The organism is Bradyrhizobium sp. 41S5, from assembly GCF_011516665.3.
Classification (GTDB): domain Bacteria; phylum Pseudomonadota; class Alphaproteobacteria; order Rhizobiales; family Xanthobacteraceae; genus Bradyrhizobium; species Bradyrhizobium quebecense.
This window is the reverse complement of the sequence record NZ_CP083721.1, coordinates 2,348,825-2,371,830: the sequence shown is the minus strand read 5'-3', so window position 1 is coordinate 2,371,830 and position 23,006 is coordinate 2,348,825. Positions and strand designations below refer to the sequence as shown.

The 23,006-nt window shown below is 63.0% G+C and carries 21 protein-coding genes; 1 reads left to right on the top strand and 20 read right to left on the bottom strand.

Going from position 1 to position 23,006, the window contains the following annotated elements; translation table 11 throughout:
• Nucleotides 1-27: 27 nt before the first annotated feature.
• The 16 genes from HAP47_RS11190 to HAP47_RS11115 all read right to left on the bottom strand — a co-directional run bounded on the left by HAP47_RS11190 (nt 28) and on the right by HAP47_RS11115 (nt 16,032).
• Nucleotides 28-1,425, bottom strand: a complete 1,398-nt coding sequence (locus HAP47_RS11190; protein ID WP_173638198.1) for an NAD(P)(+) transhydrogenase (Re/Si-specific) subunit beta — start codon at nt 1,423-1,425, stop codon at nt 28-30.
• A 43-nt stretch (nt 1,426-1,468) separates the two neighbouring features.
• Nucleotides 1,469-1,786: a proton-translocating transhydrogenase family protein gene (locus HAP47_RS11185; RefSeq protein WP_016841609.1), complete on the bottom strand. Its 318-nt coding sequence runs from the start codon at nt 1,784-1,786 to the stop codon at nt 1,469-1,471.
• Between the two features lie 11 nt (nt 1,787-1,797).
• Entirely contained in the window at nt 1,798-2,922 is a 1,125-nt protein-coding gene (locus tag HAP47_RS11180) for a Re/Si-specific NAD(P)(+) transhydrogenase subunit alpha (protein WP_173640547.1), read from the bottom strand.
• A gap of 140 nt (nt 2,923-3,062) precedes the next feature.
• Nucleotides 3,063-3,245 carry a hypothetical protein gene (locus tag HAP47_RS11175; RefSeq protein WP_143046662.1) on the bottom strand — a complete coding sequence of 61 codons (183 nt, stop codon included), beginning with the start codon at nt 3,243-3,245 and terminating at the stop codon, nt 3,063-3,065.
• 30 nt (nt 3,246-3,275) lie between these two features.
• Nucleotides 3,276-3,980, bottom strand: coding sequence for an ABC transporter ATP-binding protein (locus HAP47_RS11170; protein ID WP_173638199.1), 705 nt, complete (start codon nt 3,978-3,980; stop codon nt 3,276-3,278).
• Complete coding sequence (locus HAP47_RS11165) at nt 3,967-4,773, bottom strand: ABC transporter ATP-binding protein (protein ID WP_231168839.1); 807 nt, start codon at nt 4,771-4,773, stop codon at nt 3,967-3,969. The genes HAP47_RS11170 and HAP47_RS11165 overlap by 14 nt, the downstream gene beginning before the upstream one ends.
• Nucleotides 4,770-5,804 (bottom strand): branched-chain amino acid ABC transporter permease, encoded by a 1,035-nt coding sequence (locus tag HAP47_RS11160; RefSeq protein ID WP_173638200.1) that lies wholly within the window; start codon nt 5,802-5,804, stop codon nt 4,770-4,772. The genes HAP47_RS11165 and HAP47_RS11160 overlap by 4 nt, the downstream gene beginning before the upstream one ends.
• Nucleotides 5,801-6,673, bottom strand: a complete 873-nt coding sequence (locus HAP47_RS11155; protein ID WP_173638201.1) for a branched-chain amino acid ABC transporter permease — start codon at nt 6,671-6,673, stop codon at nt 5,801-5,803. The genes HAP47_RS11160 and HAP47_RS11155 overlap by 4 nt, the downstream gene beginning before the upstream one ends.
• Nucleotides 6,674-6,782: 109 nt before the next feature.
• Complete coding sequence (locus HAP47_RS11150) at nt 6,783-7,946, bottom strand: ABC transporter substrate-binding protein (protein ID WP_173638202.1); 1,164 nt, start codon at nt 7,944-7,946, stop codon at nt 6,783-6,785.
• Nucleotides 7,947-8,222: 276 nt separating this feature from the next.
• On the bottom strand, nt 8,223-9,398 hold the full coding sequence (locus tag HAP47_RS11145) for a pyridoxal-phosphate dependent enzyme (RefSeq protein WP_231168838.1): 1,176 nt from the start codon (nt 9,396-9,398) through the stop codon (nt 8,223-8,225).
• Between the two features lie 358 nt (nt 9,399-9,756).
• Nucleotides 9,757-12,162: a 5-amino-6-(D-ribitylamino)uracil--L-tyrosine 4-hydroxyphenyl transferase CofH gene (gene cofH, locus HAP47_RS11140; RefSeq protein WP_173638204.1), complete on the bottom strand. Its 2,406-nt coding sequence runs from the start codon at nt 12,160-12,162 to the stop codon at nt 9,757-9,759.
• Complete coding sequence (gene cofC, locus HAP47_RS11135) at nt 12,162-12,854, bottom strand: 2-phospho-L-lactate guanylyltransferase (RefSeq protein WP_173638205.1); 693 nt, start codon at nt 12,852-12,854, stop codon at nt 12,162-12,164. The genes cofH and cofC overlap by 1 nt, the downstream gene beginning before the upstream one ends.
• 8 nt (nt 12,855-12,862) lie before the next feature.
• Nucleotides 12,863-13,801 carry a 2-phospho-L-lactate transferase gene (gene cofD, locus HAP47_RS11130; RefSeq protein WP_173638206.1) on the bottom strand — a complete coding sequence of 313 codons (939 nt, stop codon included), beginning with the start codon at nt 13,799-13,801 and terminating at the stop codon, nt 12,863-12,865.
• The gene (cofE, locus tag HAP47_RS11125; RefSeq protein WP_173638207.1) at nt 13,798-14,571 is read right to left on the bottom strand and encodes a coenzyme F420-0:L-glutamate ligase; all 774 of its coding nucleotides are present in this window, start codon (nt 14,569-14,571) and stop codon (nt 13,798-13,800) included. The genes cofD and cofE overlap by 4 nt, the downstream gene beginning before the upstream one ends.
• Before the next feature lie 3 nt (nt 14,572-14,574).
• Nucleotides 14,575-15,234 (bottom strand): NADPH-dependent F420 reductase, encoded by a 660-nt coding sequence (gene npdG / locus HAP47_RS11120; protein WP_173638208.1) that lies wholly within the window; start codon nt 15,232-15,234, stop codon nt 14,575-14,577.
• A 21-nt stretch (nt 15,235-15,255) separates the two neighbouring features.
• Nucleotides 15,256-16,032, bottom strand: a complete 777-nt coding sequence (locus HAP47_RS11115; RefSeq protein WP_173638209.1) for a LamB/YcsF family protein — start codon at nt 16,030-16,032, stop codon at nt 15,256-15,258.
• Between the two features lie 254 nt (nt 16,033-16,286).
• Here HAP47_RS11115 and HAP47_RS11110 point away from each other — a divergent pair, with 254 nt between their 5' ends.
• Entirely contained in the window at nt 16,287-17,474 is a 1,188-nt protein-coding gene (locus tag HAP47_RS11110) for a diaminopropionate ammonia-lyase (RefSeq protein ID WP_173640549.1), read from the top strand.
• Nucleotides 17,475-17,613: 139 nt separating this feature from the next.
• Here HAP47_RS11110 and HAP47_RS11105 read toward each other — a convergent pair whose 3' ends face one another.
• The 4 genes from HAP47_RS11105 to HAP47_RS11090 are packed head-to-tail and all read right to left on the bottom strand — an operon-like array spanning nt 17,614 to nt 22,905.
• On the bottom strand, nt 17,614-18,372 hold the full coding sequence (locus HAP47_RS11105) for a GntR family transcriptional regulator (RefSeq protein ID WP_173638210.1): 759 nt from the start codon (nt 18,370-18,372) through the stop codon (nt 17,614-17,616).
• A gap of 53 nt (nt 18,373-18,425) precedes the next feature.
• Nucleotides 18,426-19,646, bottom strand: a complete 1,221-nt coding sequence (locus HAP47_RS11100) for a xanthine dehydrogenase family Fe-S subunit (RefSeq protein WP_173638211.1) — start codon at nt 19,644-19,646, stop codon at nt 18,426-18,428.
• Nucleotides 19,643-20,482, bottom strand: a complete 840-nt coding sequence (locus tag HAP47_RS11095; RefSeq protein WP_173638212.1) for an FAD binding domain-containing protein — start codon at nt 20,480-20,482, stop codon at nt 19,643-19,645. Before HAP47_RS11095 ends, HAP47_RS11100 begins: the two co-directional genes overlap by 4 nt.
• On the bottom strand, nt 20,479-22,905 hold the full coding sequence (locus HAP47_RS11090) for a xanthine dehydrogenase family protein molybdopterin-binding subunit (RefSeq protein WP_173640550.1): 2,427 nt from the start codon (nt 22,903-22,905) through the stop codon (nt 20,479-20,481). The genes HAP47_RS11095 and HAP47_RS11090 overlap by 4 nt, the downstream gene beginning before the upstream one ends.
• Between the last annotated feature and the right edge of the window lie 101 nt (nt 22,906-23,006).

The following is a 23,006-nucleotide window of genomic DNA, read 5'->3' as shown; positions in this document are numbered from 1 at the left end:
GCAGGCTGGCGCCGTTCGCCGCGTGCCTTACATCGCCTTGACGATGTTCTCGGTGACCTTCTTGGCGTCGCCGAGCAGCATCATGGTGTTGTCGCGGTAGAACAGCGGATTGTCGATGCCGGCATAGCCTGAGGCCAGCGAGCGCTTGATGAACATCACGGTGCCGGCCTTCCAGACCTGCAGCACCGGCATGCCGTAGATCGGCGAGGTCTTGTCCTCTTCCGCCGCCGGGTTGGTGACGTCGTTGGCGCCGATCACAAAGGCGATGTCGGCCTGGGCGAACTCCGAGTTGATGTCCTCGAGCTCGAACACCTCGTCATAGGGCACGTTGGCTTCGGCCAGCAGCACGTTCATGTGGCCGGGCATGCGGCCCGCAACCGGGTGAATGGCGTACTTCACCTCGACGCCTTCCTTCTTCAGGAGGTCGGCCATCTCGCGCAGCGCGTGCTGGGCCTGCGCCACCGCCATGCCGTAGCCGGGCACGATGATGACCTTGGAGGCGTTCTTCATGATGAAGGCCGCATCATCCGCCGAGCCGAGCTTGGCGGGTTTCTGCTCGCCCGAGCCGCCGCCGGCCGCCGCGGTCTCGCCGCCGAAGCCGCCGAGGATCACCGAGATGAACGAGCGGTTCATCGCGTGGCACATGATGTAGGACAGGATCGCGCCCGACGAGCCGACCAGCGCGCCGGTGATGATCAGCGCCGAGTTGCCGAGCGTGAAGCCGATGCCGGCCGCGGCCCAGCCGGAGTACGAGTTCAGCATCGAGATCACGACCGGCATGTCGGCGCCGCCGATCGGGATGATCATCAAGACGCCGAGCGCCAGCGCGATGATGGTGATCAGCCAGAAGTCGAGCGCGCTGCCCGACATCACCAGGCCGACGATGAAGAACACCAGCGCCAAGGCCAGCACGATGTTGATGACGTGGCGGAACGGCAGGATGATCGGCGCGCCGCTCATCCGCGCCGACAGCTTCAGGAACGCGATCACCGAGCCGGTGAAGGTCAGGGCGCCGATCGCGACCCCGAGCGACATCTCGACCAGGCTCTGCGGATGGATGTTGCCGGGCGTGCCGATATCGAACGCCTCGGGGGCGTAGAACGCACCGGCGGCGACCAGCACCGCGGCCATGCCGACCAGCGAGTGGAACGCGGCGACCAGCTCGGGCATCGAGGTCATCGGCACCCGGCGCGCGATGACCGCGCCGATGCTGCCGCCGATCGCGATCGCGACGATCACCAGCAGCCAGGCGACGCCGTCGGCCGGCGGATGGCTCGCCAGCGTGGTGGCGACCGCGATCGCCATGCCGATCATGCCGAAGAAATTGCCCTGGCGCGACGATGCCGGGCTCGACAGGCCGCGCAGCGACAGGATGAACAGCACCCCCGCCACGAGGTACAGAACAGCAGCCAGATTGGCGTTCATCTCAGGTCCCCCTTTGTCTTCGTCACCCCGAGGTGCACGCCGCTCACTTGGCTTTCTTCTTGTACATCGCCAGCATGCGCTGGGTGACCAGGAAGCCGCCGAAGATGTTCACGCAGGCGAAGATCAGCGCCACGAAGCCGAAGCCGCGGGCCCAGCCCGAGCCGCTCGACACCATGCCGACGCCGACCGCGAGCAGCGCGCCGACCACGATCACCGAGGAGATCGCGTTGGTCACGCTCATCAGCGGGGTATGCAGCGCGGGGGTCACCGACCACACCACGAAATAGCCGACGAACACGGCAAGAACGAAGATCGACAGCCGGAACACGAACGGATCGACGGCCTGCGCGAGATGCTCCATGGCTTCTCTCCTTACTTCGGCTGGAAGTTGGGATGGATGACGGCGCCGTCCCTGGTCAGCGCGGTGGCCTTCACCAGCTCGTCGTCCCAATTGACCGCGAGCGCCTTGCTGGCCTTGTCGACCATCGTCTCGATGAACGAGAACAGATTGCGCGCATACAGGCTCGAGGCCGAGGCCGCGACCCGGCCGGCGACGTTGGTGTAGCCGACGATCTTGATGCCGTCGGTCTCGACCACCTCGCCGGGCCTCGCGCCCTCGACATTGCCGCCACGCTCGACCGCGAGATCGACCAGCACCGAGCCCGGCTTCATCGACTTCACCATCTCGCCCGAGACCAGCTTCGGCGCCGGACGGCCCGGGATCAGCGCGGTCGTGATCACGATGTCCTGCTTCTTGATGTGCTCGGCGGTCAGCGCGGCCTGCTTGGCCTGGTACTCCCTGGACATCTCCTTGGCGTAGCCGCCGGCGGTCTGCGCGTTCTTGAACTCCTCGTCCTCGACGGCGAGGAATTTCGCGCCCAAGCTCTCCACCTGCTCCTTGGTGGCGGGCCGCACGTCGGTCGCGGTGACGACGGCCCCGAGCCGCCGCGCGGTCGCGATCGCCTGCAGGCCGGCGACGCCGACGCCCATCACGAACACTTTCGCGGCCGGAATGGTGCCGGCGGCGGTCATCATCATCGGGAAGGCGCGGCCAAAGGCTTCGGCGCCCTCGATCACCGCCCGGTAGCCGGCAAGGTTAGCCTGCGAGGACAGCACATCCATCACCTGGGCGCGGGTGATGCGCGGCATCAATTCCATCGCAAAGGCGGACACGCCGGCATCGGCCATCGCCTTCAGCGCGGCCTCGTTGCCGTAGGGGTCCATGATCGCGATGACGAGCGCGCCGCGCTTGTACTTCGACAGCTCGGACGCTTCGGGCCGCTTCACCTTGATGATGATGTCGGCGTCCTTGAGCGCATCGGCGCTGACGGTGGCGCCGGCCGCCACAAGCTCCGAATCGGGCAGCCCCGATTTGATGCCCGCACCGGGCTCGACCGCGACCTCGGCGCCCAGCGCCTTGAACTTCTTGATGGTATCGGGCGAAACCGCAACCCGCGGCTCGGACGCATCGATTTCCTTGGCAACGGCGATCTTCACACTCACAGCACCACTCTTGAGAACCAACGAGATCATTCACCAAATCAGCGGCGCAAGCACGGTATTGCCCAGAAGATCGTCCTCGATCCCAGGGTGGCCGCCCGCGTCGCAGGATTATCCGGCTTGGCAACGCTGACGCATCAATCGCGCGGCGTCTCGAGCCCAAAGGAGACAATTCCGCCGGGCTCGAAGTCGGCGCATCGTTGCGCGAACTTGACGATCTCGGCGCGAGCCTTGCGATCCCGCACCCTCATGAACGACGCGAGAAGAACCAGGCATTCGTCGGAACCCACCTCGTCCCTCGCTCGCGCCGCACCGCCCACGAGAGTCTCGTTATTCCTGCTCACCTACCGTCATCCACCCAAGTAGGCGGATCGGACATGTTCATCGTCGATGAGATCCTTGCCGCTGCCGGAAAGAACGATCGAACCGGTCTCCAGAAGGTAGGCGTAGTCGCACATCTCGAGCGCCGAGTAGGCGTTCTGTTCAACCATCAAGACCGTCGTCCCGGATTTCCTGATGCTATCGATGATCGAGAACACCTGTTCAACGATGTTGGGCGCCAGGCCGAGCGATGGCTCGTCGAACATCATGAGTCTGGGCTTGGACATGATCGCACGCCCGATCGCCAGCATCTGCTGCTCGCCGCCGGATAATGTTCCCGCCACCTGATGCCGGCGCTCGGCCAGTCGCGGAAACATCCCGAAGATCCGCTCCCGATCCGCCGCGATCTCCCGACGGTCGGACCGCAGATACGCGCCCATGTCGAGATTTTCGTCGACGGTCATGTCAGGGAACACCCGCCGCCCCTCGGGGCAATGTACGATTCCCTTGCTCAGGATTTCCCGCGCCGAGCACTTCGTAATGTCGTGGCCGTCGAACGTAATCCGTCCGGCCGCCGAAGGCAGGATTCCCGAGATCGCCCGCAACGTCGTGCTCTTGCCCGCACCGTTCGCTCCGATCAGGGCGACCAGCTGCCCCTGCCCGATCGACAAGGTGACGCCCTTGAGCGCCTCGACCTTGCCATACCGGCAAACAAGACCATTAATGTGCAGCATGCCGGCTGGCTCCTTCACCCAGATAGGCACGAATGACCTCGGGATTGCCGCGGATCGCCGCAGGCGGCCCTTCGGCGATGATGCGGCCGTAGTTGAGCACGACGATGCGATCGGAGACGCCCATGACCATCGGCACATCGTGTTCCACCAGCAGGATCGACATGCCGCGGCGGTGCAGCTTGTTGAGCAGTTCCATGAACCGGGCGGTTTCCGTCGCGTTCATGCCCGACACCGGCTCATCCAGCAAGAGCATCGACGGGTCTGTAGCTAGGGCAAGCGCAACACCGAGCAGGCGCTGGTCGCCATAAGACAGCGACCCGGCGAGCTCGTCGGCACGGCGCGCGATCCCGACGATCTCGAGCAGCTCATGCGCAAGATTCCTCAACTCCGCCTCCGCGCGCCCTTCGCGCGGCAACGCCAGGAGCGTATCCAGCAGTGTCGACCGGCTCCGTCGATGCAAACCGATCATCACATTCTCGAAGACGGTCACGCTCTGGAACACGCTGGTACGCTGAAAGGTCCGCGCCAGGCCGAGCGACGTAACTTCATGCGGCTTGAGGTTGCTGAGAGAGGTATTCTTGTAGCGCACCTCGCCCTTGGTCGGCCGCAGAAAGCCGGTGATGACGTTGAAGGCCGTCGTCTTGCCGGCACCGTTTGGTCCGATCAGGCTGACGATCTCACCCTGGTTGACGACGAAGCTCATGTCGGTGATCGCAATCAGACCGCCGAAGTGCACGGCGATATGTTCAACAGACAGAACCGGCTGCGGAGCGGTGGAGGGCATGGTGCTCATGGCGTGTCGTGCATCTTGGCTTGGAGAGGCTCCGGATCGGCGCGGCTGCTAGGCGCTGCGAACCACTTCTCGACGGCGGGGACAATGCCCTTCGGCAGCACGAAAACGATGATGATCATCAGCAGGCCATAGAGGATCCACTGGATCTCAGGCGTAGCGAAAGACCGGGCGGCCACGGGAATGAAGCCGAAGATGAGGCCGCCAACGATGGGGCCCGCAAGGGTGCCCTTGCCGCCCGAGATCACCATGATCACCATCGTGACCGTGTAGAGAAACGCAAACACGTCGGGATCAATGATCTTGAGGTAATGGGCGTAAAGGCTGCCGGCGGCCCCCGCGATGCCGGCCGAAAAGACCGCGGCCAGCACCAAATAGCGGGTCACGTCGATCCCGACCGAGACCGCGAGCGACTCGTTCTCCTTGAGCGCAATCATTGCGCGTCCGACGCGAGAGTAAACCAGACGCTGGATGACGATGTAGGACACCACAAGGACGGCAAGCACGAGATAATAGTTGGATTGCTTGCTGTAGAAATCGAGATAGCCAACTCCGGGCACCCCCAGCGTCATCGGTGGGATCGAGGTCAAGGCGAGCGGCCCTTGGGTCAACTCGACCCAGTTCAGCGCGACAAGCCGGACGACTTCCGCAAAGCTGATGGTCACGATGACGAAGTAGGCACCTCGCACCTTGAAGGACAGCTTACCGACGGCATAGCCGCAGAGCGCTGCAACGAGGGTGCCGATCACGAACCCGGTCCAGACCGGCCAGGGTTCGTGAACCACGCGGATGCCGCCGATCAACTCGACATCGAAGCCCAGCGATACCAGAGCGCTGGTATAGGCTCCGATTCCAAAGAACGCGACGTGACCAAGGCTCAGCTGTCCGGTGTACCCGAGCAGGAGATTGAGGCTCATCGCCGCGACAATGAGGATACCCGTCGTGATGAAGGCGTTCAGCAAATACGGATCGTGCAGCCAAAGCGGGACGGATGCGAATCCGGCGAGCGCGATATAGGGGATCAATCGCTTCATCCGATCCGCTCCGCGCGTGCAAAGAGGCCGGTCGGCTTGAAGAGGAGAACGACGATGATGATCAGAAAGCCCATGGCATCGCGGTACCCCGACGAAACGTATCCGGCACCAAGCTCCTCTGCCAACGCCAGCAAGAAGCCGCCGATGGTGGCCCCGCCGATGCTGCCGAGACCGCCCAGGATGACGATGGCGAAAGCCTTCAGCGAAGCGAGATTGCCCATTTGCGGGGAGATCACGTAGACGGGCCCGAGCAAGGCACCCGCCGCTGCCGCGAGGCTCGAGCCGATCGCGAACGTCGCCATGTAGATGAACTGGATGTTGACGCCCATGAGCGAAGCAGCATCACGATCCTGGAAGGTGGCACGCATCGCCTTGCCGAGTTTTGTGCGGTTGATCAGGAGGTAAGACACCCCGATCAGGGCAAGGGCAGCGCAGAAGACGAACAGACGCAACCAGGACACCGAAATCGAACCAATCACGAGCGGAAATTCCGGGAACGGCGTCGAAACCGACTTCGCGACACCACCCCAGATGAACTGCTCACCGTTCTGCATCACGATCATGGCGCCGATCATGACCAGCATGGTCGTATCGATGTCCGCGCCACGCATCGGGCGCAGCAAGACGACCTCGATCAGCGCACCAGCAAAGCAGCCCAGCACGACCGCCACGATCAGCGCAAGGAAGAAGTTCAGGCCGAGCATCACGCCGACGAAATACAGCGCATAGGCTCCGAAGGAGTAAAGCTCACCATGCGCGAAATTGACGACGCGCATGATGCCAAAGATGAGCGTGAGCCCAATGCCCAGCAGCGCGTAGGTGCTGCCCAGAATAAGCGTGTTGACGATGTGTTGCAGAAGCTCGGTCATGCTGATTTTTTCGGCCGAAAGACCGCTGATCCTCTCTTCAGAGCATGTTTTGGGCGAGGTAATGCCAAGGCGCCACCAATTATGGTGGCGCCTTCCGCGATCATCGAGCTCAGGAGCCCGACAGGATGATCTTTTCGTTCTCGATCTTGATCAGATAGAGGTTGGGCATGCTCTGGCCGCTTTCCTTGCCGGTCGGCCCTTGCCTCTGGAACTTGATCTGACCATTCAGGCCGGGAAAGTCGGTCGTCCAAAGCGCATCGGTGATCGCCGCGGGCTCTGCCTTGCCGGCCCGCTGGATCGCATTGGCGATCGTGCGAATTCCGTCGTAGCCGCGGAAGCTCTCGGTCGCGCCGGCGATCGCATAGCCACGCTTTTTCCACTCGCCGAGGAAATACTTGGTTGCTGCCGGATCCGGGGTCTTGTCCGGATACCAGGGCGCGAAGGTCGTCAGATGCATGGAGCCGTTCGCTGCGGCGCCCGCCTGCTCGATCAGCTGATCCGGATTCTGCGAACCACCGGTGGTGATGATGCGCTTGGTGATGCCGAGCGCTGCGGCCTGCTTCAAGACCAGGGTGAGTTGCTCAACCGCGGTCGTGACCATGATCGTGTCCGAGTCGGTTGCCTTGATCTTGGCAAGCTGCGCGCTCATGTCCTGGGCGGCCTGATCCATGATCTCCACGAGGCCGACCTGAATGTTCTGGGCCTTCATGATCTTGCCGAAGTCCTCGGCTGATCCACGACCCCAGTCATTGTTGATGACGAGGAAGTCGGCCTTCTTGATACCGAGTGACGGCATGATGGACTTGAACTCGGTCGCTTCGACCGACGACGGCGGCGAGATGCGGAAGATGTAGGAATTGCCCGACGTCGTGATCTTGCTCGAGGAGGAGGTCTCCACCACCATCGGGACCTTGTATTCCATGAGCTTCGGCATCACCGCGAGCGTCAGGCTCGAGCCCCAGGCGCCCATGATCACGGGCACCTTGTCACCGGTGATCAGCTTCTCGGCGACGGCCGCGGCCTCCGTGGGATTGCTCTTGTTGTCTTCGATGACCAGTTCGATCTTCCGACCGAGCAAGCCGCCCTTGGCATTGATTTCGTCGGCGGCAATCTTTGCGCCGTTCACGACATAGGTACCGGAAGCGGCGAACGGACCGGTGAGCGGCTCATTGACACCGATCTTGATGGTCTGCGCCGCTGCGCCCGTCGCCAGTGCGGTCGACATCGCCGCGGCGAGGGCCGCGCCCGCAATCAATCCGTGTGCTCGCTTCATCTTTCCTCCTGTGCTCGCATGAGCCGTGCCTAGGGAACGAAACACCAGTGCAGCGCGCCAGCTTATGGGTGCTGGCCATTCGTCACCGCCAGGATGATCCTATCATCCTATTCTTAGTATCTTAAAGATACTTCTAATCCGTCGTCAAGCAGGCGCCTGCTCTATTTTTGTTTTCGCAGTGCCCTCATTTGACGCAGCCGCTCATCATTTGCGCGATTGCTTTCGCCTAGACCGATTTCGAAACTCCTTCGACGGACACGGTGCCGCGCGTGCCGATCAAGCGTTCGCCAAATTCGCTTCCTTGTTGAACTCGATGGTGAGTTGATCCCATTCGCCCAGGCTGTCCTGAATTTTGCTCCAGAAGGACTGCGAACGGCGCCGTTCAAAATCGGCGACAGAAACCCCTTGCTGCTCGACCCAGGTATAGTAGCCGAGGTTGAAGACGGCGCGGCGCGAATGCTCCGTCAGCTCAACGACATTATCGGAGGCGGCGCCGAGCAGGCAGGCGCCGAAGATTTCGGCGGCGTTCACCTGATCAAGGCCACGCGCGTAGTGCTTCTCTTCGAACTGCCTGTGTTCGCTGCCGTACATGGAAGCGCTGTCCGTCGCCACGGTGACAATGGCTTTCTCGGGTCCGTAATTCATCTGCCTGGCCAGCTTGATCGAGGCGATGATGTTGGCGAGCCCGGAGATGCCGATATGGTCAAAGGCGCGGACCAGCGCGGGTTCGAGACCACGGCGCGTCTCGAGATAATCCCGGCCCGCTTTCGTGCCGAACAGCAGATTGAGCTGGTCCGTGGTTCGGTCCGAGACCCCGACGACGAAGTCGAGGTTCATGACATTGTGAATGAGCGGAATGTGCTTGTCGCCGATCCCCTGAATGTTGTGCTCGCCATAGCCGTTGTTGAGCATCGTCGGGCATTCGAGTGCCTCGACGGCTACGACCTTCGAGCCCCAGCGTCTCTTGAGAAAATCGCCCGCGGCGATCGTCCCCGACGATCCGGTTGCCGAGACGAAGGCCGCCAATTCGTGGTTGTCGTCCTGATTGAACGCCTTGAAGGCATCTTCCGCCGCGCGCCCCGTGCATTCATAGTGGATGAGATAGTTCGAGAATGACGAGAACTGGTTGAGAATGACGTTGCTGTCGTCGCGCCTGAGTTCCGCGCACTTGTCGTAGATCTCCTTGACGTTGCTCTCCGTGCCCGGTGTCCGGATGATGTCGCCCGGGTCCGTCACCCACTTCTCGAGCCATTCGAAGCGCTCGCGACTCATCCCTTCGGGTAAGACGGCAACGCCGCGACAGCCGAGGATCCGTGAAACGGCGACACCGCCGCGACAATAATTGCCGGTGGAAGGCCAGACAGCCTTCTGCCTAGATGGATCGAAGCGCCCGGTCACGAGCTGCTCGATCAAGGCGGCATAGGCCGGCAGGACCTTGTGCGCGCCGATCATCGGAAAGCGATCGCCGAGCAACACGATGATCTTGGCATCGACGCCGGAGATCTCCTTTGGTAGCACGATATGGCCCGGCACCAGGTCCCTGCCCCTGCGGTCTTCCGCATTGTACCAATGCATGCGCCAGAGGTTCGCGGCGCTCGGCTCGTCCGGCCCGACCGCCGCAATGTCCTCCCACACCTTGGCCGACGGAAGCTGCGGGTGCGCGAGCTGCGAGAAGGTCGGCAGCTTCAGGTTAAGTTTGCGCGCTTGCGCCGCGGCTTGCCGCAAGCCTTTCCTGTCGACGACATTCGGCTCGATTACAAACGCCATTTCCAATCATCCCTGTTGAATCTCACGGCCTCGCCCGGGTCCTTTAGCACCCCGCGGATCGCATGCCCGTGCTGGTCTGCCGCTCATGGACCGCGTCAAATGAACGCTGTCTCCGAACGTCATCCGCGACGCCATACGTCGTCGTGCGCTGACGCGGCACACGGCCGGCCGAAATGATGATCGATTCGAGCGCCTGCGGCGTCATTTCCTGGCCGTGCGAGGCGCCGGCCGACCGCGAGATGCTCTCGTCCATCAGCGTGCCGCCGAGGTCGTTGACACCGGCCGAAAGGCAGTGCCGCAGCCCCTCCGGTCCCATCTTGACCCAGGACGCCTGGATATTGGTGATGTGCGGGTTGAGGACGAGGCGCGACACCGCATGCATCAAGACCGCCTCGCGGAATGTCGGCCCCGGTCGCGCCCGGCCCTTGAGATAGACCGGCGCTTCCATGTGGACGAACGGCAACGGTACGAGCTCGGTAAATCCGCCGGTCTCCGCCTGCAAGCGCCGCAGCCGGAGCAGATGTCGCGCCCAATGGTCGTAGCGCTCGATATGGCCGAACATGATGGTGGCCGTCGATCGGAGCCCGATCGAATGCGCCGTGCGCATGACGTCGAGCCACTGCTGGGTCCTGATCTTGTCAGCGCAGAGCGTCTCGCGCACCTCGTCGTCGAGGATCTCGGCGGCCGTTCCCGGCAGCGTGCCCAGGCCGGCCGCCTTCAGCTCCTGCAGGAATTCGGCAACCGAAATGCCCAGCGTGTGCGCGCCTTGATGGATCTCGAGCGGCGAGAACGCATGGAGGTGCATGGACGGGACGGCGCCCTTCACGGCCCGACAGATATCCAGATATTTCTGCCCCGTATAGGAAGGATGGATGCCGCCCTGCATGCACACCTCGGACGCACCGCGGTCCCAGGCCTCGGTGACCCGCTGCGCGACTTCGGACATCTCGAGGTCGTAGGGCCGGCCGCGCAGATTCTCGCTCATCTTGCCCTTTGAGAAGGCGCAGAACTGGCATTTGAAGGAGCAGATGTTGGTGTAGTTGATGTTGCGACATACGACGTAGGACACCACGTCGCCGTTGACGCTGCTCCGCAGTTCGTCGGCCGCCCGGCAAATGCTGGTAAGGTCGTTCTCGTGAGCGCGGAACAGCCTGACGATCTCGCCCTCCGAAAGCTCATCGCCGCGCTGGGCCCTGGCAATGACGGATGTGACCTCGCTGCCGTGCGCGGTGCGCGGTGCGGATTTCAGCCACCCGAGCTCGCGCGATGGAAGCCCACCGACGTGCCCGGGGTGCCAGTCGTCGCTACGAGGAAATCCATCGCCGTCGATGCGATCGAGGACCGACTTCAGCAGCTTGTTGTCGAGCCAGCGCGACGGATAGCGTGCGAAGCTCGGATAGATCGGCAGCCGCTTCTCGAGTCGCTTGCCGGTTGACCGCGTTGCAGCCTCCAGGAGCCGCAGATGCGGCCATGGTGCTTCGGGATTGACGTGGTCCGGCGTGACAGGCGACACGCCGCCCCAATCGTTGATCCCTGCCGCAACGACGCGCCCCAGGGCCGCCGGGCTCAAGTTCGGCGGCGCCTGAATGTTCATCTCCGGCTCGAATATCAGGCGGGCGACAGCGACGGTCCAGAGATGATCGTCCACGGAAGGCGCCGGCGCATTGGCCATGCGCGTCCCGGCCTTCGGCCGGAAGTTCTGGACGATGATCTCCTGCAGATGCCGATGCGCATCGTTCAGGTCCCGCAGGGCGAGCAATGCATCGATCCGTTCGGCTCTGGTCTCCCCGATGCCGATCAGGATTCCGGATGTGAACGGAATGGCCTGCTCACCGGCAGTCTTGATCGTCTGAAGCCTGACGGCCGGCACCTTGTCCGGCGATCCGAAGTGGGGGCCGCCCTTCGCACAAAGCCGATCGGACGCGGACTCCAGCATGATCCCCTGCGAGACCGATACCTTGCGCAGCATGGCCAGGTCGAGCTCGCTCATGATCCCGGGATTGACGTGAGGGAGCAGGCCGGTTTGCTCGAAGACAGCCCTGGCGACTTCGGCGAGATACGACAGCGAGGATTCGTGGCCGAGCCTTGTCAGCTCCTCACGCGCGACGCGGTAGCGAAGTTCCGGCTTGTCGCCGAGCGTGAACAGCGCCTCGTGACAGCCGGCCTCCTTGCCTGCCTTCGCGATGGCGACCGCCTCCTCGATCGAGAGATACGGCTTCACGTTCGAACGCGGCGCGTGAGCGAACGTGCAGTAATGACAGACATCGCGGCAAAGCTGGGTGAGCGGGATGAACACCTTGGGCGAATAGGTGATGACATCGCCGTGCGCGGCATCCCTTCGCCTGGCGGCGGCCGTCAGGAGTTGGTCGATGTCCGCAAGATCGATCAGCTCGTAGGCTTCGCTTCGGGACAGGCGACGGTCGAACGGGAGATTCAAGACGGACGTCATCAGAACAGCCTCACGGGAACGGGATGGTCGTCGATGCCGAAGCGCTCGGCAATTTTGAGCTCATCGAGAAACGAGCCTGTATTTCCGAGGTTTTGCGACGAGATCAGATACGGACCAAAATCGATCGGGCAGTCGATGTCCTTGCCGATGCCATGGGACTTGAACACGCTGCAGCTCAATTGCCGCTGTCGCGCCAGGGCGCGGTGCGCGCGGAAACTGTCTTCGCCAAATCGGGGATCCAGCATGTCGGGCGACCGGATCGCCAGGGCATTTGTGCCGCCGTCGTAAAGTGCCGGTACGAGCACGATCGGCGTGTGGTCCAGCAACCTGATGACGTGTTCGAAGTCCTCCGGACGGGCGAACGGAATATCGGCGGGAACGACAAGAACCCGCCGCCCGTACGGCTGGAACGCATCGAGGCCACGTTGCACCGCGGCATTGACGCCCGTTTCAACCTCGTCGAAGATCATGGCCGCGCCGAAGCGCTTGGCGATCGCAAACGCTTCGGGATCGGCGCTCACCACGGCGATGCCGGCCAGCGAGCGCGTATCCCGCAGGTTTCCGAGAACATCGCACAGCATGGCTTGCGCCAGTTTTGTGCGCTCGGTCGCCACCAGGATGTCGCCCAGCCTGCTCTTTGCTTGACTGAACCGTTTGACAGGCACCAGGGCCCAGGTTTCGGAATCGTCCATCGCTTCGCTCAGCTGTTTAGTCGATCAATAAATCCGAGACACTCGCGTGCCAGCTGAACGCGTTCATCCTTCGAGTGCATGATCGTGTTCGTCACATGCACGGGAATGCCGATCGCATCGGCGTCGGCCTGGTCTTCGCGATCCATCACCAGACCATCGAGGAAGCCATAGTGCCTGGCAATCGAGGCGCAGTTGGTCGCGACGCCGAGCTCGTTCATGATCTTTGCGGTCGGTCCCTTGATGGCGCGGCCGCCGACCAGCGGCGAGATTGCAACGATGGGGGCCTTCGCCGCGTCCAAGGCAGCCCGGATACCGGGCACAGCCAGGATCGGATCGATGCTGAGATACGGGTTCGACGGACAGACAATGACGGCATCGGCGGCACCGATGGCCCGCAATGCGGCGCTGGTCGCCGTTCCACCACTGGGGCTCTGGAATTCGATCTTCCTCACCTCGGGCCGTGCCTGCAGCTCGACGAAATAGCGTTGAAACGCGAGCTTCTGATCGGCCGTCACGACGATCGTCGCAAACGGATCGTCGGTCATCGGCAAGATGCTCGCCTCAATGCCGAGATGCGATGCAATCCTGCCGGTGAAATCGGTCAAGGTTACGCCGGCGCTCAGCGCGCGCGAGCGCAGGACGTGCATGGCAAGATCGCGGTCTCCCAAACGAAACCACGTCTCGCCCTTCAGGCCGCCGAGCGCCTCCATGAAGTTCCAGCTTTCGCCGGCTCGCCCCCAGCCACGCTCTTCGTCGGCAAGCTCGCCCAGCGTATAGACGACCGTGTCAATGTCCGGCGAGATCGTGAGACCAAGATGCTCGAAGTCGTCGCCTGTGTTGACGATGACGGCAAGCTTGGCGCCCAGCAGGCGATTGAGACCGTAGGCAAGCTTGGCGCCCCCGACTCCGCCGCAAAGCGCAACAACGTTGAGGTCAGCGCCACTCATCGAAACATGTCCTGGCTCTTGGCTCGCGCGAGCGCGGCCGCGGGTGAGACCGGTCCATCAAGCGTGAGGCCACGGACGAGAATGATCGGCATCCCCTCGCCCGCCTGCCCCATCAGGAGCGACGCGGCGCCGGCGATCTCATCGGCGATGGCGATCTCGGTGACGCGCATCGCCCGGCCGAACATGTCGGGGACGCCGATTTGGCTCAGCAGCGACGGAATGCCTGCGGCGCCGATCGCCACGCCAACGACACCATTGCGCCAGGGACGGCCAAAGCTGTCGTTGATGATGATTCCAAGATTGAGGTCGCCGGATGCGTCCAGCGTGACCTTCAGCCTCTGCGCGGATCCGTCGGGATCTTTGGGCAGCAGCAGGACGCGCTCTTCGCCTTCACGGTGTTCGATGTTCGATTGATCGATGCCGGCGTTGGCCATGACGAAGCCGAGCCGGTGCGCGGCGATGACGACGTTCGGCCGCGTCTTGACGACCTCCGCCGACTCGCGTAGCATGACCTCGAGGAAGCGCGGGTCCTTGCCGACTGTCGCCGCGAGTTCGAGCGCCTGCGGGGAAGGCTCGACGTCGCTCAGCCGAACGTACCGCCCTTCCGACTTCGAGACGATTTTCTGCGCAATGACGAGGATGTCGCCCCGCTGCAGCTCAAGCGACATCCCGGCCAGGCCCTGACTGATGAGCGCTGCAAGATCCTCGCCCGGCTCGACGCGCCGAATGTCCTGCAGGGCGATGTATTCGACTCGCGTCCCCACAGGCATGGATCAGGTACCCGGGCTAGCGGACAGGCCGGTGATGCGGATGCCGGCGCCGGGCACCTTGTAGCGCCGATTGATCCCGATCAGCACGGATGTGAGCGCCTCGGCCGCCGCCGAATTCGCCAGCACGCCGCCGTCGATGCCGGCGGATGCAACTTCGTTCGCGAGACCGATGACGACGTCGCGCGCCGCCTTGTCGTCGCCAAAGACCAGAACGTCGCAATCCGCCCGGCTGCCCTGGTGCAGCTTGGTCGCACCCACATTGTGGAAGGCGGAGACAACCCGCACACCGGGTCCGAGCAACTGCTGTGCGATCTGCGCGGCCGAGCCGGCGGACGGAAGCTGGACGACGGACACTTTCGGCGGCACCAGCGGGACCGCGGCATCCACGACGATTTTGCCCTGGACCACGTCCTTGACTTCGTTCAGCGTCGCATCATGGTTCGCGAACGGCACGGCAACGACCACGATGTCGGCAGCCCGCGCCGCGGCGGAATTGTCGTCACCCGCGACGTCGCCGGTCATGGTCCGTGCCGCGCTCTTGGCCTTCTCCGCGGAGCGTGAACCGAGAATGACCTTGTAACCGGCCGCAAGCCAGCATTTCGCGAGGCCGGATCCCAAGTCACCGGTTCCTCCAAGGATGGCAATCGTCGGTTTCGTGTTCATGTCTCGGTGGCCTTTCCAGGATTAGTCGAGGGGCATTTCGGTGAGCGGCACCAGCTTGACGCCGGCCTTCTCGAGGCCCTCCCGCACCGCACGGGCCGTGGCGACGCCCGTGGGCTCGTCGCCATGAACGCACAGCGAGTGGACCTTGCATTTGATCTTCTTGCCGTTGCGGGAGGTGATGGTGTTGTTCAGCACCATATCGAGCACCTGCCGGGTGGCGACCGCCGCATCCTTGATGACCGAGCCCGCGATCTTGCGCGATGTCAGATTGCCGTCGTCGTCGTACTGGCGATCGCAGAAGCCTTCGATCGCGACGGGAAGTCCGAGCTTGCGGCCGGCCTTCTCCATCTCGGACCCCGCGAGAGCCACATAGATGATGCGCGGATCGACGGCCTTGATGGCGCGGCCGATGGCAAGCGCGTATTCGGCATCTTCGGCGGCCATGTTGTTGAGCGCGCCGTGCGGCTTGAGGTGGGTGACCCGCTCGCCTTCATAGGCCGCCATCGCCTGCAGCGCGCCAATCTGGTAGGCGACCATGTATTCGAGGTCATCGGGGCGCATATCGATGCGCCGACGCCCGAAGCCCCAGAGATCGTTGAAACCGGGATGGGCACCGATCGTGACGCCGAGGCGCTTGGCTTCCCGCACGACGTTGCGCATTACCCGCGGGTCACCGGCGTGAAAGCCGCAGGCGATATTCGCCGATCCGATGATCTTGAGGATTCCGGCATCGTCACCGACGTCGTAGGCGCCGAACCCCTCGGCCATGTCGGCGTTCAAGTTGATCGATATGGTCATCCGTCACCTCGTCTGCTCGAGCTATAATGTCCCATCATTAGTAAGACAATCCCTTTTTCAAACAATTTTTCCCGTTTTTCCGAAGATCGCCGGAGCGACGATTAGCAGGCGACCGTCTCACGCGATCAGCATTGATCTATCGTTCTAATGATAGTATGTATCCTCAATCCTGGCAAGCTACGCTGCCCGATGGCGACACGTCCGATCAGCGGCGGCAACTCCCATCAAACAACTCATCGCGAAGGCCGGTTCGAATGTTCCTGTCGAATACAAGTTCATCTCACGACCAACCGCTCGACCCGGCGGATGCCGCCACGCTGGCGCGTGAGGAAGCCAGCGAAGTCGAGCGCTTTCTCGCCTTCCGGCCGAACCACGCGGAAACGCCGCTGCGATCGCTGCCGGCGCTCGCCCGCGAATTCGAGGTGAAGTCCATCCATATCAAGGACGAATCGCATCGGCTCGGCCTCGGCAGCTTCAAGGCTCTGGGCGGATCCTACGCCGTCGTCAGGCTACTGCTGGAGCATGCCGGCAACAAGCTGGGCCGCGCGGTGGATATCAGCGAGATCGGGACGCCTGCCATGCGCGAGATCGCGGGCGGCCTGACGGTCGGCTGCGCCACCGACGGAAATCATGGTCGATCGGTCGCGGCCGGCGCGCAGATGGTCGGAGCCAAGGCGGTCATCTTCGTGCATTCCGGAGTTACGGATGAGCGCGTGCAGGCAATTGCCCGCTTCGGCGCGGAAATCGTGCGGGTACCCGGCACCTACGACGACTCCGTCGCGGTCGCCGACAAGGTCTGCCAGGACAATCATTGGATCGTCGTCTCGGATACGTCCTGGCCCGGCTATGAGCGCATCCCCGGACTGGTCATGCAGGGTTATACGGCGATGCTGAACGAGATCCTCCGGCAGCAGCCGGAGGCGCCCACCCACGTCTTCATCCAGGCCGGCGTCGGCGGCCTCGCGGCCGCGGTCGCGGGTTACTTTGATGTCGTTTTTGGCAAGAACCGGCCGGCATTCGTGGTCGTCGAGCCCGAACGGGCTGCATGCCTCTATCAAAGCGCCATCGCGGGCGCGCCGATCAAGATCGCCCACGGCGAGCCGACGATCATGGCCATGCTCGAATGCTACGAGCCTTCTCTGGTTGCCTGGCGTATCCTGTCGCGGAAGGCGGACGCGTTCATGATGGTCGGCGAAGAGGGCGCCGCAGCAGCGATGCGCCGCCTCGCGCACCCGACGGGCGACGATCCGGCCATTGTGGCCGGCGAAAGTGGCGCTGCAGGATTGGCCGGCCTTTGGCGTGCCGCCAAGAGCAGCGCCGCGCGTGTATCGCTGGGCTTGAACCAGGCGTCGCGCGTGCTGCTGATCAACACCGAAGGTGCGACCGACCAGAAGCGCTACACGGAGATCGTGGGCGCTTCGCCGGCCAGCATCCTCGCCTAGAGCATTTTCGGTTCTGATTGCATCAGAACCGAAGCTCTGGATTCTTGCTTTGACGCGTTTTCTTCACGCGAACCGGTGGCCACTTCGCTCGAAAACGCTCCAGCGCGGCCTCGGAGCGGGCCTTGCGCCCGCTCCTTCGTCAGGCCTTCGTTCGCTTCTTCGACTTTTCGAGAAGATCGGAACGGAGCGCGAAGCAACTGCGATGATAATGGATATTGGCGACATAGACGGCGATGCCGTTGCTGTCGACCAACACCAGGCGACAATCGGCGGTTGGCTCGCCGAGGCCGATCTTGAGCAGTTCGGCCGTTTCGGGATCGGCCACGCCGATCGTCACAACCTGATAAGCATGGGCGAGCGTTATGTCGTCCATCTCCATGATCTTCGTCAGCGCGGCCGTGTGGGTGAAGCGCTTGCGGTCCTTGAGATAGAGGTTGCGCGCCAGATGGAGGTTGACGACCGAAAACGGCTCGTCCTCGTTGTATTGCACGCTTCTGAGAAAAGCGTAGCCGGCGGCGGGCCGTCCTTCATGCGCGGCGAGCCGGGGCGGATCCGCATTCTCCTCGACATAGACGCGCTTGAGGACGTTGTTCCTGACGGAATCGACCATCGACTCGAAATCATTGGCCAGGTTCAGCCAGTGACGATTCTTGGGTCTTCCGGACACGAACGTCCCGCGTCCCTGCTGCGCATCGAGGAGCCCCTCGTTGCGCAACATCTCGATCGCCTGCCGGATCGTAACGCGCGCGACGCCGAATTCGGTTTCGAGTTCCTCGATGGTCGAGATCTTGTCGCCCTCTTGCCATCGCCCGGACTCGACCCGTTGACGCATGACCGATGCAACCTGCACGTAGAGGGGGACCCGGCTGCGCTCGTAATTTGGGACTACCTTATTCATGATAGTAAGATAGTCCATTTCATCGCCAAAGGCGAGTTTTTATCGCCGAACAACTAGGATCGTCGCAAGAGCCATCGAAGCGCTCGCCTCACATAACCCAACGCCATCGATCGCATGAGCGCGCCGGCGTCGAATTCCCTGACCATGGCCGGCTCGCCTTCGCCTCCACCCGATCGATGGGAGAGCCGCGTCTCGAGGTTCTGGACAAAGACAGCGATGATTCGTCCGGCCACATCCTGGATCAAGCCGGAGCGGCTGAACTGCGCCAGGGCCCCGGTCAAGGTGAAGCCAATGCTGAGATCGACCCTGGTTTGGTTCTCCACGTCACCCGGCTTGACGGCATAGCCGATCATACCGCGGGTTGAGGAGTTGCTGCGCTTGTCCTTTCCTGCGCCGACAATCGTGCCCGTGCGGGTCGCATCATCGCGCGTCACATCGGCGATGCCTTGAAATTCGGCAGAGATCGGCCCGACCTTGATCTTGATCTGACCGTCGACGTGACCGTTGACCGGCTCTCCGGCCAACGATGCGCCCGGCAGACAGGCCGCGACCGCGCCGATGTCGGAGAAGAAATTCCAGACGTCATCGACTGGATGTCCGACGGTGAAGCTCTGCGTGAACGTCGTTTGCGGCTTCCAGCTCGTATCCCTGAGCGAGGCCGCCGCCGCTGACGGAGCTTCGGCCGTTTTCGCCGTTGATGCGACGTTTGCCTTGGGCCGAACGGAGGCCGCGGCAACCGCGGTCGCATTGCCAGAGCCCGAAGGCCCAAGACGCGTCCGGTTTCCGTTTGGAATCGCCGCGATGCCTCGCCCCCTGCGGTCTGCGATCACACTCTGGATGGCGCGGACGATGCCGACATAGCCGGTGCAGCGACAAAGGTTTCCGCTCATGGCCACGCGAATATCGCGCTCGCTGGGGTCCTGCATGCGCAGCACGACATCGCGCGCCGACACAACCATTCCCGGCGTGCAATAGCCGCATTGCAGGCCGTGCTCCCTTGTGAAGGCCGCACGCAGCTCGCGCGTGATCTCGTCGTCGTCGAGTCCCTCGATCGTCGTGACTTCGGCCTGCTGGCAGGCCAATGCGAAGGTGATGCAGGAACGCGTGGGCACACCATCGACAAGCAGCGTGCATGCGCCGCAGACGCCGTGCTCGCAGCCCAGGTGAGTGCCGGTCAGATTGAGCTTCTCGCGGAGAAAGTCCGCAAGATGCGTCCGCGGCTGGATCTCCGCGCTGACGGCGCTCCCGTTGACGTTGAGGTTGCAGGTGCTCATTGCGGCCGTGCCTGCTCGATCGCGCGGCGCAGCGCAGCGACATGGGTTTGCTTGTCCAGGGGATCGACCATCCCTGCCTTCTCCAGAATCTCGTCGACGGCCCGGCCGTCGAAACTGTCGCTCGAACGCGGAGCGCGGCCGTCGCCGATCACATTGCTTGCCTTGGCAATGACGATCGGACGGCTTTCCGTTGCGCCGATCACCGCACGGCTGATGCCGCGATCGGGGTCGGTCATGAAGGCGCCGATCGCATGGGCAAATTCGCCCGTCTTGCGGCAGCTCTTGTAATAGCCCCAGCGCGCCGATTTGCTCAGTCGCGGCACCATGACGCGAACGAGAACTTCGCCAAGGCGCAGGTCGGCTTCAAGAGCGCCGACCATGTAGTCCTCAACAGCCACGGTCCGCTCTCCGGCCGAGCCGCGCAGCACGACTTTTGCACCAACCGCGGCGAGGATCGAGTGCCAGTCGGCCGACGGATCGGCATGCGTCAAGCTTCCGCCGATCGTGCCGCGATTGCGCACCGCGCGATACGCGATGCCGTTGGCCACCGTCGGCAACGCACCGCGGGTGACGTCGGTGACGCGGAGGTCCTCGATATCGGCATGCGTGACGCAAGCCCCGATCGAGATTTCGTCCGCGCCGTCACTGAAACAGCGGAGCTCTTCGATTCCGGTGAGGTCGACGATCAGATCGGGCTGCACGAGCCTGAGGTTCAACATCGGCCCGAGCGACTGGCTGCCGGCCATCATCTTGACGGTTCTGCTATCGTCCGCGATGAGCCTGATCACCGCATCGACCGCATCGGGACGTGCATAGTCGAAATTGACAGGTTTCACGCCGGCAACCCTTCCGCCAGTTCGGGCGCCTTCTCCTTGCGGCTCTCGGCTGCGGCCCGAATGGCCTGGAGAACACGCCGCGGCGTCATTGGCGTGTGCAAGACCTGCGCACCGAGAGGCCGCAATGCGTCATTGACCGCATTGCCGATTGCTCCGGGAGGCGCAATGGCACCGCCCTCGCCGATGCCTTTGACACCGAACTCCGTATACGGCGCCAACGTCTCCATGTGGCCGAGCTTGGGCGCCGGCACCTCGGTCGGGCCCGGCAGCAGATAGTCGGCAAAGGTCGATGCCAGGGGCTGCCCCGACGTATCAAAATTCATCTCTTCATACATTGCGGTGCCGATGCCTTGCGCCAGCCCGCCATAGATTTGCCCATCGACAACCATGGGATTGATCAGCTGGCCGCCATCTTCGACGACCACGTAGTCGATCAGCTCGATATCGCCCAACTCCGGATCGACGGCGACCACCGCGATATGGGTCGCGTAGCTGAAAGTGCCGGAATCACGCGCCGGCTTGTAGCCGATGGTGACCTCCAGGCCCCTCGGATCAACAGTTGCCGGCAGATCCTGCGGCCGGCGATACCAGGTGTGCGCGATTTCATCGATCTTCACGCTGTTGGATGGACCAACCACCGCGCCGTTCTCGAGCTTGACGTTCTCGACCTCGGTCTGCAGCAGATGCGCGCCGATGCCCTTGATGAGCTTGGCGAGTTCACGCGAGGCCGTCGCGACGGCGCCGCCGGACATCACCGCGCAGCGCGATCCCCAGCTGCCCGTCGAGTAAGGCGTGTACTCGGTGTCGCCGTGAACCAGCTTGATGCGCGCGACGTCGATGCCAAGGATCTCGTGCGCGACCTGCAGAAGCGTGGTCTCCATGCTCTGACCATGCGAATGCGCGCCGATGCGCAACTCGAGGCCGCCGTCGGGGGTCATGCGGGCGGTCGCCTGTTCGTGTCCCGGAACCATCGGGATGCCCCAGCCTGCGTAGACCGACGTGCCGTGGGCGCCCTGCTCGCAGTAGACGGATAGCCCGACCCCGATCAACCGACCATCCGGCTCGCCCTTCTTTTGGCGTGCGCGGAGACCGGCCAGATCAATCTTTGCCAGAGCCTGCCGCAGCGATTCCGGATAATTTCCGCTGTCGAAGTGCTTCTTGGTGATGTTGTCGAACGGCATCTGCTCCGGCCGCACCAGGTTCTTGAGCCTCACCTCGTACGGCTCGAGACCGCATTCGTGGGCGATGGCGTCCATCATCAGTTCGATCGCATAGCAAACGCCGGTTCGGGCAACGCCGCGGTAAGGCAGGATCGGGCACTTGTTGGTGGACACCGACCAGGTGCGGCAGCGATAGGATGGGAAGTCGTACGGGCCGGGCAGGATACTGGCGATCTGCGCGGCCTCCAGGCATGCCGAAAACGGATAGGACGAGTAGGCGCCGGAATCCACCGAGGCCTCGCACTCGACACCGCGCAACTTCCCGTCGCGATCGGCATAGACGGTGATGTTATAATGATGCTCGCGGCAGTTCGCGCCCGCCGTCAAATGCTCGCGACGATCCTCGATCCAACGCACGGGATAACCGCAGCGCATGGCCAGCCAACCCAGACAAACATCCTCCGTCAGCACGATACCCTTGTAGCCGAAGCCGCCGCCGACATCGGGCGAGACGATGCGGATCTTCAGCTGCTCGAGATTGAGGCATTCGGACAGGCCGTTGCGCACGATGTGCGGTTGCTGATTGCCGGTGTAGAGGACGAGCTGGTCCATCCGCTTCTGCCAGACCGCAACCGTGCCGCGGCCTTCCATCGGCGCCATGCTCTGCCGCGCGGTCGATATTTCGCGCGTGATCTTGATCGGAGCGTCGTAGGCCGCTTCCATGTTGATGTCGACAAACGTCTCGAGAAAGACGTTGTCGCCCCACTCTTCGTGCACCAGGGCCGAATCCGGACGCCGCGCCAGCAGCATGTCATGCACGGCCGGCAATTCCTCGAAATCAACTTCGACGGCAGCCGCAATGTCCTCGGCTTCCGCGCGGGTGTCGGCGACGCACATCGCGATCAATTCACCGACCTGACGGACCTTCTCGAACGCGAGGATCGGCTGGTCGGAAGGCTTGAAGCCCGGCAGTCCGGACACCGCGCGAATGGGACGCGTATCGGCCGCGATATCTGACGCAATGAACACGCTGCTGCGGAGATGCGGCGGGATGCGAATGTCCTTGATCCGCGCATGTGCAAGCGGACTACGGACGAACGCAACGTCGCGCATGCCGGGCAAGCGAATATCGCCGACATATTCGCCCCGTCCGCGGAGAAAGCGATCATCTTCCTTTCGGGAAATGGAAGCTCCAACGCCCTGCTTTGCCACTCCGTCTCCCCTCTTGTCGTCCGTGTCCAGAGCGATCGACGGCTCGAACATCAGATTCATTCTATTATCACAATGATAGCATCACTTGGATTGAGCGTCGAGTCTCGAGAACTCTTCTGCGCGCGACAATAGCGAGTTCGCACCACCGACGC